The organism is Acidovorax facilis, from assembly GCF_050626955.1.
GTDB classification, from domain to species: Bacteria; Pseudomonadota; Gammaproteobacteria; order Burkholderiales; family Burkholderiaceae_C; genus Acidovorax; species Acidovorax facilis.
This window is the reverse complement of record NZ_CP192460.1, coordinates 2,085,295-2,097,880: the sequence shown is the minus strand read 5'-3', so window position 1 is coordinate 2,097,880 and position 12,586 is coordinate 2,085,295. Positions and strand designations below refer to the sequence as shown.

Here is a 12,586-nt window from a genome sequence, read left to right as displayed (position 1 = left end):
GCGCTCGCAATCGTTGCAGTCGCTGTGAATCAGCGCGAAGGGTCTGCCTTGCTGGCGGCCTGCCGTGCAGGCTGCGAGGCCGTGCCGGCTGCCCCCTGGACTCCGGGCTTGACAGGCTGCTGGGCCAGGTTCAGCAGCGGTTTGCAATGGGTGTCGTCGTCTGCTGCCGGCACGGTGATGGGCACCAGGGCCAGCGCGGCGGGGGCCACCACGGCGGCTACCACCGCAGCGCCTGCGCGCAGCAGCAGAGGTCCGGCCTCGACGCCCACATCCGGGTTGCCAAACGTGCCCCTCACATACAGGGGTGAACGCAGCGAAAAGAACTTCCATTGCAAGGATTCGGGCTTGATGCGCAGGTCCAGTGCCTCGGTGCCCAGGTCGATGGTGCCCGTGGCCTCCACCACGGCATCGTCGGTGCTCATTTTCACGACGCGGGCGGTTGCCAAGCCATCCACCACCATGAAGTCGGCCACCGCGCAGCGCAGGTGCACTTCCTTGTTTTCGCCAAAGAGCTTGCCCACGATGATGCTGCCCACGTTGAGCGCGGCCAGGTCCAGCATCTGCTTGCTCAGCGTGCCCTCGCGCACATACAGGCGCATCTCGCCCGTGCCGTGGCCCAGCAGTACGGCCATGCTGTTGCCAGTGCTCTCCAGGGCAATGGCTCCGTCCATGCGGCCAAAACTTTTCTTCATGAGCTGCACCTTGGGGAACAGGGCCGACAACTGCAGTCCCTGCACGGTGCCGCGTATCTGGGCCTTGAGGGGGGCGCTGCGGCCATCGATGGTGACCTGCGATTCGATCTTGCCTTCTGCCACGCCAAACGTGAGGGGCGCCAGTCTGAGCTGCGCGTTTTCCATTACGGCGCGTGTGCTCAGGTCCTGCAGCGGCAGGCTCTCGGGGCGGATGATGTGGCGGCCCTTGAACACGATGTCCATGTCCATGGCATTCCACCGCTCGGCCGCAAATTGCGAATCCGGCAGCACCTTGCCCCCCTGGCTGCGGGTGCGTTGCGTGTTGCCGGACACGCGGGTGCCCAGCGTCGGCCCCAGGTCTGCCAGGCGTAGCTGGTTCGATGTCATGGTGCCGGTGAGCCGGGGGCGCGGTTTGCCCGAGGTGTATTTCAGCGACCCCTGCAGATCACTCTGACCCACCTTGCCGCGAAAATCGTTGTACTCCCACACCGCGCGTTCGGGTTCCAGGCTCCCGGTCAGCCGTCCGCGCGTTTCAAACGCCGGGGTGTTGGGCAGCACCAGCCCGGTCAGGTCGTACAGATCGGCCATGCTGCCGCCTTGGAGGAACACCTGAAAATCCAGCCCCGAGAGCGCCCCGGGGTTGGCCAGCACCCCTTCAGCCGACAGTGCCACGCTGCCCGCGCTGGCATCAATCTGCAGCGGATAGTTCACCACCTTGTTGCGCAGGCTGATGACCTGGCCCGCGCGCCCCTGTCCCTTGATCTGGGCCTTGGCATAGCGGCCCTTCAGTTCAAAGCGCAGGCCATAGGGCATCGCCCCCTGGGAGGATGTGCCGGGGGCCGCGATCGCTGCCGTCGGGGCTGTGCCACTGGCGGCGCTGGCGGAAGCCTTGGCGGCCGGGCTGCCGGGTGGGCTGGTGGGGGCAATGGGCTCCGTTGTGTCAATGCGCGCCTGCAGGTCCAGGTCTTTCATGCCATCGGCGTAGGCCAACACGCCCTGCTTGAGCACGAGCCGGTCTACATCGAAGCTCCACCCGCTCCTGGGGCCGTCCTTGCGCTCAAAGGTCCAGTTGTTGGTGCCATCGGCGGTGCGGGACAGCGCCACCTGGGGGCTGGTGAGTGCCACGGTGTCGATCGACAGATGCCGCCCCAGCAGCGGCAGCAGGCGCACCGTGGCGGTGGCGCTGCCGATGCGGGCCATGGCGGGCGCTTCCGGCAGATCGGCGTTGTCCTTGGGAGGCGTTTTGCCATCGGCACGCTGGAAGGGGGGGATGAACCCCGCCGGCTGGTCCATCACCAGGCGCTCGGCCTGGACGGTGACGCCAGGTATCCATCGTCGCCATCCTTCCTCCAGGGGTTGGGGCCAGTGCCAGGCTGCCGACAATTCGCCCTCAATCGCAAAGTGCCTGCCCGTGGCTTCGCTGACTTTTTCGTTGACCCAGGGTTTTGCACGGTTCCAGTCGATCACGGCCAGCAAGGCGCCGAGCAGCACCAGCAGCGTGGCCACTACACCCAGGGCCACCAGCAACCACCGTGCTACACGTCGACCAACCCCCGAGGCGGGTGCGGGGTGGCCGGTGGACGCGGCAGGGCGGGGAAGATCGGCAGAAGGCGTGGTAGGTGACGGCATGAAGGGCGTATGGGTTATGGCCGCATGCCGCAGAACAGCCATGCTGCACGGGACATGGGTGGGTGCCGCGTTTGCTCATGCGGCACCGGGCCTCCTGGGTTCATGCTAGCCCGCATTGGCGCGCCCAGTGGCAGTGCAGACGCAACTGCCGCCCTTGTCCTACAGGCGGAAAACGGTGCTGCCGCGCCCTAAAATCCGCGCACCATGCACAACCCCCACCACCCCCACGCCCCGCCCATGCGCGATGGCGTGGGCCCAAGCTGCGTGGTGCTGCCCAGCCAGGGGCAGGGCAGCATGCTGGACTTTCTGGCGCAGCGTCTGCCCGTCGTGACCCGCGACGAATGGCTGCAGCGTATGCAGGCGGGGGATGTGGTGGACGAACGCGGGGAGCCCGTGTCGCCCGGGCGGCCGTTTGAAGGCAGCTTGCGCGTGTACTACTACCGCAGCCTGCCCGCAGAGCCCGCCTTGCCTTTCACAGAAACGGTGCTGTACCAGGACGAGCACCTCGTGGTGGCCGACAAGCCCCATTTCATGCCCGTGACACCGTCGGGCCGCTATCTGCACAACACACTGCTGGTGCGCCTCAAGCGACAGCTGGGGTTGCCTGAACTGTCGCCCCTGCACCGCATCGACCGGGACACGGCGGGGCTGGTGCTGCTATCGGTGCAGCAGCGCACACGCGGGGCCTACCAGGCGCTGTTCCGTGACAAGCAGATCACCAAACACTACGACGCGATTGCGCCGTGGCGCGAAGACCTCGTGTTTCCGCGCGAACACATGAGCCGCCTGGAGGAAAGCCCTCAGTTCTTTCGCATGCAGGAAGTGCCCGGCGAGCCCAACAGCCACACGCAGATGCAGATGCTGGAGGTGTCAAGGTCTGGAGCCTGGGCCCGGTACCGCCTCATGCCGATCACCGGCAAACGGCACCAACTGCGCGTACACATGGCCGCGTTGGGCCTGCCCCTGCGCGACGACCCGTTCTATCCAGTGGTCAACGATCCTCCTGAAGGAGACTACTCGCGGCCTCTGCAACTGCTGGCGCGGTCCCTGGAGTTTGCGGACCCGGTGTTGGGCGTGCCGCGGATGTTTGAGAGCAGGCAGCGGCTGAGTCTGGAAGACTAGGGTTTACCACTAGTAATCGCTATTTGCTCGTTGAGGGCGGGGTGGCCCTCATGAAAGCATGGCATTGCTTTGGGTTTTGTTTTTACACACAGATAAGGTAACTTGGTTACCTGTTCTGGGCAGAGGGCCCGGAAACTGCAGAAGAAAACAACAATGAGCCCCACCACCACACACCGTTCCGTCGCGTTCAAGCTGTCGCTTGCGGCGTTACTCAGCCTGCTGCTTGTGCTGCTCATCACCATGGGTATCGTCAGCGCCTTGCTCTGGCAAAACTTTGGACGGCTATCGCGCGGCGATGCCCAGCAATACGCAGCCCAGTTGCGCACCTTGGTGCAGACGTTTGACGAAACCGCGCAAGAGCAGGCCAAACGCGATTTCACCCTGTTCAAGGCCAATTTTCCGGGCAATTTTTCGCTCAGTGATGCGCCGGGGGCTGACGGTAAGCCCGAGGCCACGCTCGCATTTCAGGGGGTGCCGATCAATGGCGACTTTGAGGTGGTGGATCGGTTTTCCAAAGACAGCATGGGTGCCGTCGCCACCATCTTCGCGCGCACGGGCGACGACTTCATCCGTGTGACCACTTCGCTCAAGAAGCAGGACGGAGACCGCGCCTACAAGACCCTTCTGGATCGCAAGCACCCTGCCTACGAACTAATGAACGAAGGCAAAACCTTCATCGGCCGCGCCAATCTGTTTGGCCGGGAGTACATGACGGTGTATGAACCCATCCGCGAAGGCAACCGCACCATCGGCATCCTGTTCATCGGTTCGGACATCGGCCCCATTCTGGGCAAGCTCAACACCGTGATGGCGGGCCAGAAGCTGTTTGCCACGGGCGCTGTCTACGCGGTCAATATTTCAGCAGGTCCTGCACGGGGCAACGTTTTTGGTTTGACGGGCGCCAACGCAGCGCTCAAGGTCGATGAGAAAGTGGATGAGGCCAAGGCCTGGCTTGCTTCACTGTCGGGTATCGAGCAAACCGGCGATTTTGAATCGAGCTGGTCGCCGCGCCGCAGTGGCGACGGTGACACCGCCGCGCGTTATGTAGCGGTGGAGCGCTACAAGCCCTGGAACTGGGCCATAGTGGCCGAGGCGCCGGAGTCTGAAATGATGGGCGAGGCCCGCAGCGTGCTCACCTGGCTGTGGCTGGGTGTGCTGGTGGCGCTGGCACTGCTGACGGTGGTACTGGTGGTGGCCACACGCCGCTTGGTCGGTGCGCCCGTGCAGCAGCTGAGCACCGCGCTGGGTTACCTGGCGCAGGGCGACCTGACCCATGCAGTCACCCTGAAATCCCGCGACGAAATCGGCAGCCTGGCCCAGGCCATGGAAGGCTTTCGTGTCCGCCTGGCAGAAAGCCTGAGCACCGTGCGCACCAGTGCCGAAAGCGTGTCGTCGGCCAGCACCGAAATCGCCCAAGGCAACCAGGACCTGTCGGGCCGCACCGAAAGCCAGGCCAGCTCGCTGGAAGAAACGGCGGCCAGCATGGAGCAGTTGGGTGCCACCATTCGACACAACGCCGACAGCGCCAGCCAGGCCAACCAGCTGGCCGTGGGCGCCAGCCGCGTGGCCGCGCAAGGCGGTGAAGTGGTGTCCAAGGTGGTCAGCACCATGCAGGACATCAACACCAGCAGCCAGAAGATTGCCGACATCATTGGCGTCATCGACGGCATTGCTTTCCAGACCAACATCCTGGCCCTGAACGCTGCGGTTGAAGCCGCTCGTGCTGGCGAGCAAGGCAGGGGCTTTGCCGTGGTGGCTGCTGAAGTGCGCAACCTGGCTCAGCGCACCGCCGCCGAGGCCAAGGCCATCAAAGAACTGATCGGCGCCAGCAGCGCCATGGTGCAGCAGGGCTCGGTGCTGGCCGATCAGGCGGGCACCACGATGCAGGAAGTCGTGAGCTCTATCCAGCGCGTGGCCGACATGGTTTCTGAAATCAGCGCTGCCAGCAGCGAGCAGACCGCTGGTGTGGGCCAGGTGGGAGAGGCAGTGACGCAGCTGGACCAGACTACTCAGCAGAATGCCGCCCTGGTGGAAGAAATGGCTGCTGCGGCCAGCAGCCTGCAGACGCAGGCACACCAGATGGTGTCTGCCATTGCGCAGTTCAATCTGGGTGGCGCCAGTGCCAGCCCCGGTTTGCCAAACCGGGCACGTGGGGGCTCCCGCAACCCGGCAATCTCCGGCTGAACGCTCGCGCACTCGCGGGCGTTAGCGGAGCTTCGCTATGGCAGGATCAGCGAAACGGAATGGGCTTGCCCTTGGCTGGCGCGCTTTTTGGAAGCCGTGAATTGAAGAATTCAGCCAATGCCCGCTGGGTGTCGGGGTGCAGCCGCCATGCGGTCCAGCCCAGGCCGATACTGCGCAGGTACACGGTGACGTGCGCGTCTTCCAGCGGGTACTGGATGGCGAGGGTGGGGTTGTCCTGCGACATCACCGGGACCCCGCTCCCATTGCTGTCCTGGGGGGCCGGGGTGACTTCAGGCGTCATCTGCGAGCGCAACATGGCCAACTCACGAATCAGATTTTCGATCTCTGGCGCTGTGAGCGTTTTGTTGATTGCCAGGGTGGCCTGCGTGCGGTCGTCGCTCAGTTGCATGGGGCTTTTCCTTCTTTCGCTGGTAGTTGTGAAGGCTCCATTGTGCTGCCTTCGGTCTGCATCCCGCCGAAGGGGCGCAAACATGGGACGCAAGCCCCTGGCCAAACCCGTTTCGGGCTCGGCGCCGCGTGGCTACAATACGGCTGCTGATGAAACTCTGGCGCGGCAACTGCCAACCCGGTGTTTTCACAGGCCTCACTGAAATACCGTTGTCCATCAACGGCTTACAGAAGGCGGGTGTAGTTCAATGGTAGAACGGCAGCTTCCCAAGCTTCATACGAGGGTTCGATTCCCTTCACCCGCTCCAGCCCCCTTCGGCTGATCACCTCCCCCCGTCCTTGCCTTTGTTGTTGTTTTGACCGCGCATGCTGCACGGATGACGGCATGGGCGCGCGCCCATCCGGTAGGGCATGTCAAGCCATTGGCTGACGCCACGCGGCCGCCACCCACGCCACCATTCTGGAACGTCCTCCTTTGGAGGGGCACTATCGTGTGAGGAAATGAATGGCTTCCAAAGACAAGGACTCAGCACAGAAACCCGCCGCCAGCAAGAAGCCAAGCACGGCGCAGGAAGGCAAGGACGCCAAGGCACAACGCGAGCTGGGCATCGTCGGGCCACATGGCGACATGCGGCTGGCCTCGGTCATCATCGAAGGCTATAGCCTCGAGTTGAGCGACGGCGAAGGCTATGTGGGGGATGTCGCCAGCCGCACGGCCTTTCGCCACATACTCGATGCCTGGCGCAAGCTGTATGCATCCATGGAGGGCAAGGACCCTATGGGCACCAAGCCCACGCGCGAACTCAGCAAACATAAGCTGGATGCGTTGCTGGAGAAAGACGGCGTGGCCGCCCAAGCCATCGAAGCCGCGTCGGAAGACTACGCGATGCAGCTGGCGCACGTGGTGCAGCGATTTCTGAAACACAAGACCTGGCGCGGCGTCGAGCGCATCATCATCGGCGGGGGCTTTCACCAGAGCGAGGTGGGTGGCCGCGCCATCGATTGCACCCGCAAGATCCTCAAGGCCGAAAAGGTGCCCGTGGAGCTGCGCACGCTGCGCCACCATGCGGACGAGGGCGGCCTGATTGGCTGGGTGCACCTAGCGCCCCCCGCGCTGCTGCAAAGCTACGACGCCATCCTGGCGGTGGACATTGGCGGCACCAATGTGCGCTGCGGCATCGTGCAAACCCATTTGCACCGCGCCCCCGATCTTTCGCTGGCTGAGGTGGTGCGCCGCGAGAAATGGGCCCATGCCAACGACGAACCCCGGCGCGACGAACTGGTCGAAGGCATCGCCACGCTGCTCGAAGGCCTGATTGCTTATGCCGAGAAAAAGAAGATCCGCCTGGCGCCCTACATCGGCGTGGCCTGTCCGGGGCTCATCGTGGAAGACGGCTCGCTGGCCGGTGGCACGCAGAACCTTCCGGGCAACTGGGAGAGCACCCGCTTTCACCTTCCGCGCGACCTGTGCGAGCGGCTACCGCACATTGGCGATGGCCGCACCCAGGTGTGCCTGCATAACGATGCAGTGGTGCAGGGCCTGTCTGAAATGCCCTTCATGCAGGACGTGGAGCGCTGGGCGGTGCTGACGGTGGGCACGGGGCTGGGCAACGCGAGCTACACCAACCGTCAGCCGCCAGAATTTGAATGATTTTGGCTTCTAGCGCTTATTGGTAAAGCGCTAGCAGCTATAAAATAAATAGCATTTTGTGGGCTGCTTATTTCTGAATGTCCCCCAGGCACAGGTACTTGATCTCCACGTAGTCGTCCATGCCGTAGTGCGAGCCTTCGCGGCCCAGGCCCGACTGCTTGACGCCGCCAAAGGGCACGTGCTCGGTGGCCAGAATGCCCACGTTGGCACCCACCATGCCGTATTCCAGCGCCTCGGTCACGCGGAAGATGCGGCCCACGTCGCGGCTGTAGAAGTAGCTGGCCAGGCCAAACTCGGTGTTGTTGGCCGCGTCGATGGCTTCCTGCTCGGTCTTGAACTTGAAGACCGGGGCAAAGGGGCCAAAGGTTTCCTCGCGCGCGCAGAGCATGTCGGCCGTGGCGTTGGCGACCACCGTGGGCTCGAAGAACTGGCCGGAGCCCAGGCTGGTGAGGCGCTGGCCGCCGGCCACCACCTGGCCGCCCTTGGCCAGCGCGTCGTCCACGTGGCGCTGCACCTTGGTCAGTGCCGCTTCCTCGATCAGCGGGCCCTGGTTCACCCCAGCTTCAAAACCGTTGCCCACCTTGGCTGTCTTGACCTTGGCGGTGAACTTGGTCACGAACTCGTCGTACACACCTTCCTGCACATAAAAGCGGTTGGTGCACACGCAGGTCTGGCCCGCGTTGCGGTACTTGCTGGCAAAGGCGCCTTCCACGGCGCTGTCGATGTCGGCGTCGTCAAACACGATGAAGGGCGCGTTGCCGCCCAGCTCCAGCGACATCTTCTTGACGGTGGGGGCCGACTGTGCCATCAGGATGCGGCCCACTTCGGTGGAGCCCGTGAAGCTGATGTGGCGCACCACGTCGCTCGCGCACAGCACCTTGCCGATGGCGATGGAGTTGTCGCTGTCTGCGGGCAGGATGTTGAACACACCGGCCGGAATACCCGCGCGGATGGCCAGCTCGGCGGCGGCCAGGGCTGTGAGTGGTGTCAGCTCGGCGGGCTTGATGACCACGGGGCAGCCCGCAGCCAGCGCGGGCGCGACCTTGCGCGTGATCATGGCCAGCGGAAAGTTCCACGGTGTGATGGCCGCGCACACGCCGATGGGTTGCTTGAGGACCAGCAGGCGGCGGCTGTTGTCAAACTGAGGCAGTGTCTCGCCGTTGATGCGCTTGGCCTCTTCGGCAAACCATTCCACAAAACTCGCGCCGTAGGCGACTTCGCCCTTGGCTTCGGCCAGGGGCTTGCCTTGTTCGGCGGTCATGATGCGGCCCAGGTCGTCCTGGTTGGCCATCAGCAGGTCGTACCACTTGCGCAGGATGATGCTGCGCTCCTTGGCCGTCTTGGTCTTCCAGGGGCCCCAGGCGGCGTTGGCGGCGGCAATCGCGGCCTCGGCGTTGGCCGGGCCCAGGTTGGCCACATCGGCCAGCTTGAGACCCGTGGCCGGGTCGTTCACATCAAAGCGGCTGATGCCCACCACCCATTGGCCGTTGATGAGGCCGTCGGTCTTGAGCAAGGTGGGGTCGTTCAGCAGGGCGAGGGGGGAGGTCTTCATGTCCATGGGATGGTCCTTGAGAAAGGGGGCTAAACGTGGGCAGATCGAGGTTCACGCACGAAGCGGCAGCGGTCATTGTCAGCCGCCTGGGCGACGGTCGCATGTCGCCGATGTGAACTCCCGGGCGGCAAGGGGCATATCAGGCACGGCGACCGCGCAGCCACTCCAGCGCCAGCAGCAAGCTGGTGGTGAACAGGATGAGCAGCGTGGCCACCGCGGCGATGGTGGGCGAGATGTTCTCGCGGATGCCGTTGAACATCTGGCGCGGCAGTGTGGACTGGTCGGCACCGGCCAGGAACAGCGTGACCACCACCTCGTCGAACGAGGTAGCAAACGCAAACAGCGCGCCGGAGATCACGCCCGGCGCAATCACCGGTAGCGTCACACGAAAAAAGGTGTTGAAGGGCGTCTCACCGAGGCTCAGCGAGGCGCGCACGAGGTTGTGGTTGAAGCCTGCCAGAGTCGCCAGCACGGTGGTCAGCACAAAAGGTGCGCCCAGGGCGGCGTGCACGATGATGAGCCCGAAGTAGCTGTCGGCCAGGCCCAGCGGCGCAAAGTACAGGTAGGTGGCTACGCCCACCACAATGATCGGCACCACCATGGGCGCAATCAGGATGCTCATGAGCAGGCCCTTGAAGCGGAAGTCGGCCCGCGACAGACCCACCGCCGCCAGTGTGCCCAGGGCCGTGGCGATCAACGTGGCCGCAGGTGCCACGATGAAGCTGTTGCGCGTGGCGCGGGCCCACTCGGCGGATTCGAACAGGTTGCGGTACCACTTGAGCGACCAGCCGTGAATGGGGTAGGCCAGGAATGAACTCTCGGAGAACGACAGCGGCACCATCACCAGGATGGGGGCCAGCAGGAACACCAGCACGGCCACGCACAGGGCGCGCACCGCCCACCAGCCGAGCTTGTCGGCCAGTGTGGCGTACAGGGGGAATTGGGGCAGAAGATGGCGCATGGTGAGTGTCTTTTGAAGCGGTTAGCCCAGGCTCAATTCGGCTTTGCCAAACCGGCGGTACACGCTGTACAGCACCAGCGTGGCGACCAGCAGCAGGGCGCCCAGCGCGCAGGCCATGCCCCAGTTCACTTCCACATTGGTGTAGCGGGCGATGTAGTAGCTCAGCATCTGGTCATCGGCCCCGCCCAGCAGCGCGGGGGTGACGTAGTAGCCAATGGCCAGGATGAAAACCAGCAGCGCCCCAGCACCAATGCCGGGGTAGGTTTGTGGCACGTACACCCGGAAGAACGCCGCGATGGGTGAGCTGCCCAGCGACACCGCAGCGCGCAGGTAGGTGGGGGGCACGCTTTTCATCACGCTGTACAGCGGCAGCACCATGAAAGGCAGCAGGATGTGCACCATGGCAATCACCACGCCCGTGCGGTTGAACAGTAGCGCCAACGGCTCCTCGATCAGGCCCAGGCCCATCAACCCCCGGTTGACGAGGCCTTCGGACTGCAGCAGCACGATCCATGCGGCAACCCGCACCAGGATCGACGTCCAGAACGGCACCAGCACCAGAATCATGAGCACATTGGCCTGGCGTGCGGGCAGCGAGGCCAGCCACCAGGCCAGCGGGTAGCCCAGCAGCAGGCACAGCACCGTAACCACAAAGCTGATGTGAAAGGTGCGCAGCAGGATGCCGCCAAACGCGCGCTGCTCCTCGGGCATGCGTTCGACCTGGCCCAGCGCATCGCGCTGCAGGTCCACCGAGGCGAGCAGGTAGTCGGGCGTCCAGCGCGCCCCGTTTTTGGCAATGGCACGCCAGAAAGGCGCTTCGCCCCAGCGTGCATCCTTGTCGATCAGCTGGTCGCGGATGGACTCGGGCGTGCCCTGCAGGGGCAGGGCGCGGAAAGCGCCCATCACCATCGAACGTGCTCCAGGCACTTCCGAGTTCAGCCGGCGCGCCAGGGCGCCTGCATCAGAGCTGTCGGGCAGGCGGGCCAGGTCTTTGATCAGCGCGGCATAGGCAGCGGGGTTTGGTGCCTCGTGGCGGTCCCAGCCATGCAAGGCCTCGATGGTCGCGGGCAGCGTGTTGGCGACCTCGGGGTTCTCCACGCCGCGCTGCAGCAGCGCGGCAATGGGGACCAGCAGCGTGAGCAGCAAGAACACCAGCAAGGGCAGGGTCAGGGCAAAGGCCCGCCATTTGCGCCGCGCTTCGGCACGCGACAGCGCCTTGCGCAGTGCGCCGGGTGCGTGGGCGTCCAGCGCAAGCGCGGCGGGGGCGATGGCAGAAGAGGCTTGCATGGTGTCTTGTGCTCCGAGGGTGCGGTTTACTGACTTATTGGGTGGCCCAGGCGGCGAAGCGTTTCTCCAGCGCCTCGCCCTGGTCGGCCCAGAAGCTCACGCCGAACTGGATGGCTTCCTTGGCGTTGCTCGCCGAGGTAGGCAGGTCGTCGAGCACCTTCTTGTCCAGCTTGGCGAGGGCCGTGGTGTTGGCCGGGCCATAGGCGATGTTCTGCGCGTAAGCAGCCTGGTTGGCCGTCTGCATGGTGTAGGCAATGAACTTCACCGCCGCGTCCTTGTTCGGCGTGCCCTTGGGGATGGCCCAGTAGTCCAGGTCATAGATGCCGCCGGGCCAGTAGATCTTGAGATTGCGGCCTTCGCGGTTGGCCGCGTCGATGCGGCCGTTGAACACGGTGGTCAGCACCACGTCGCCCGCCACCAGGAACTGCGGCGCCTGGGCACCTGCTTCCCACCATTGAATGTTGGGCTTGAGTTCGGTCAGCTTCTTGAAGGCGCGGTCGGCACCGTCCTTCGTGGCCAGCACCTTGTAAACATCGGCGGGCTTCACGCCATCGGCCATCAGCGCGAATTCGAGGTTGTAGCGCGCACCCTTGCGCATGCCGCGCTTGCCAGGGATCTTCTTGGTGTCCCAGAAGTCGGCCCAGCTCGTGGGGGCGGTCTTGAGCTTGTCGCCGTTGTAGGCCATGACGGTGGACCACACGAAGATGCCCACGGCGCAGTCGGACACCGCAGCGGGAAGCAGGTCGGCCTTGTTCACGATCTTGCTGTAGTCGAGTTTTTCATACAGGCCCTCGTCGCAGCCGCGTGCAGCGTCTGGCGACTCCAGCTCCACCACGTCCCAGGTCACCTTCTTGGCCTCGACCATGGCCTTGACCTTGGCCTGCTCGCCGTTGTATTCCACGGCCACGATCTTGTTGCCCAGCTTTTCATAAGGCTCGTAGAACGCCTTTTTCTGCGCGTTGGCGTTGGCGCCACCAAAGTTCACGACGGTGAGTTGCTGCTGCGCGAAGCTGGGAAGTGCCAGGCAGGCGGCCAGAGAGGCGCAGGCGATAAGGCTCTTTTTCATGGTGCAGTTTTTCCTTAGGGTTATGGAGGAACAG

General features: G+C 64.2%; 9 protein-coding genes and 1 tRNA gene. 4 read left to right on the top strand and 6 right to left on the bottom strand.

The genetic code is table 11. The annotated features are described in order from the left end of the window. Positions 1-29 precede the first annotated feature (29 nt). Positions 30-2,321, bottom strand: a complete 2,292-nt coding sequence (locus ACQ4MJ_RS09445; RefSeq protein ID WP_431152882.1) for an AsmA family protein — start codon at positions 2,319-2,321, stop codon at positions 30-32. 204 nt (positions 2,322-2,525) lie between these two features. Between ACQ4MJ_RS09445 and ACQ4MJ_RS09440 the strand changes: the two genes are divergently transcribed. Both ACQ4MJ_RS09440 and ACQ4MJ_RS09435 read left to right on the top strand, forming a co-directional pair. After that, on the top strand, positions 2,526-3,443 hold the full coding sequence (locus tag ACQ4MJ_RS09440; protein ID WP_431152883.1) for a pseudouridine synthase: 918 nt from the start codon (positions 2,526-2,528) through the stop codon (positions 3,441-3,443). 153 nt (positions 3,444-3,596) lie between these two features. Then, a complete protein-coding gene (locus ACQ4MJ_RS09435; RefSeq protein ID WP_431152884.1) occupies positions 3,597-5,627 on the top strand; it encodes a Cache 3/Cache 2 fusion domain-containing protein in 2,031 nt (676 codons plus the stop codon). Between the two features lie 46 nt (positions 5,628-5,673). On the opposite strand, the gene ACQ4MJ_RS09430 is transcribed toward ACQ4MJ_RS09435, so the two are convergent. Then, a complete protein-coding gene (locus tag ACQ4MJ_RS09430; protein ID WP_218300983.1) occupies positions 5,674-6,036 on the bottom strand; it encodes a hypothetical protein in 363 nt (120 codons plus the stop codon). A 233-nt stretch (positions 6,037-6,269) separates the two neighbouring features. Here ACQ4MJ_RS09430 and ACQ4MJ_RS09425 point away from each other — a divergent pair. Together ACQ4MJ_RS09425 and ACQ4MJ_RS09420 are read left to right on the top strand one after the other, a co-directional pair. After that, positions 6,270-6,343 (top strand) — tRNA-Gly (locus tag ACQ4MJ_RS09425). A 197-nt stretch (positions 6,344-6,540) separates the two neighbouring features. Then, the gene (locus ACQ4MJ_RS09420; RefSeq protein WP_431152885.1) at positions 6,541-7,686 is read left to right on the top strand and encodes an ROK family protein; all 1,146 of its coding nucleotides are present in this window, start codon (positions 6,541-6,543) and stop codon (positions 7,684-7,686) included. A 67-nt stretch (positions 7,687-7,753) separates the two neighbouring features. Here the strand turns inward: ACQ4MJ_RS09420 and ACQ4MJ_RS09415 are convergent, their stop codons facing one another. The 4 genes from ACQ4MJ_RS09415 to ACQ4MJ_RS09400 form a co-directional block, all read right to left on the bottom strand. Continuing rightward, positions 7,754-9,244 carry an NAD-dependent succinate-semialdehyde dehydrogenase gene (locus ACQ4MJ_RS09415; RefSeq protein WP_431152886.1) on the bottom strand — a complete coding sequence of 497 codons (1,491 nt, stop codon included), beginning with the start codon at positions 9,242-9,244 and terminating at the stop codon, positions 7,754-7,756. 133 nt (positions 9,245-9,377) lie between these two features. After that, positions 9,378-10,199: an ABC transporter permease gene (locus ACQ4MJ_RS09410; protein ID WP_121419982.1), complete on the bottom strand. Its 822-nt coding sequence runs from the start codon at positions 10,197-10,199 to the stop codon at positions 9,378-9,380. A gap of 21 nt (positions 10,200-10,220) precedes the next feature. Continuing rightward, complete coding sequence (locus ACQ4MJ_RS09405) at positions 10,221-11,486, bottom strand: ABC transporter permease (protein ID WP_431152887.1); 1,266 nt, start codon at positions 11,484-11,486, stop codon at positions 10,221-10,223. A 34-nt stretch (positions 11,487-11,520) separates the two neighbouring features. After that, the gene (locus tag ACQ4MJ_RS09400) at positions 11,521-12,552 is read right to left on the bottom strand and encodes an ABC transporter substrate-binding protein (RefSeq protein WP_218300987.1); all 1,032 of its coding nucleotides are present in this window, start codon (positions 12,550-12,552) and stop codon (positions 11,521-11,523) included. Positions 12,553-12,586 lie beyond the last annotated feature (34 nt).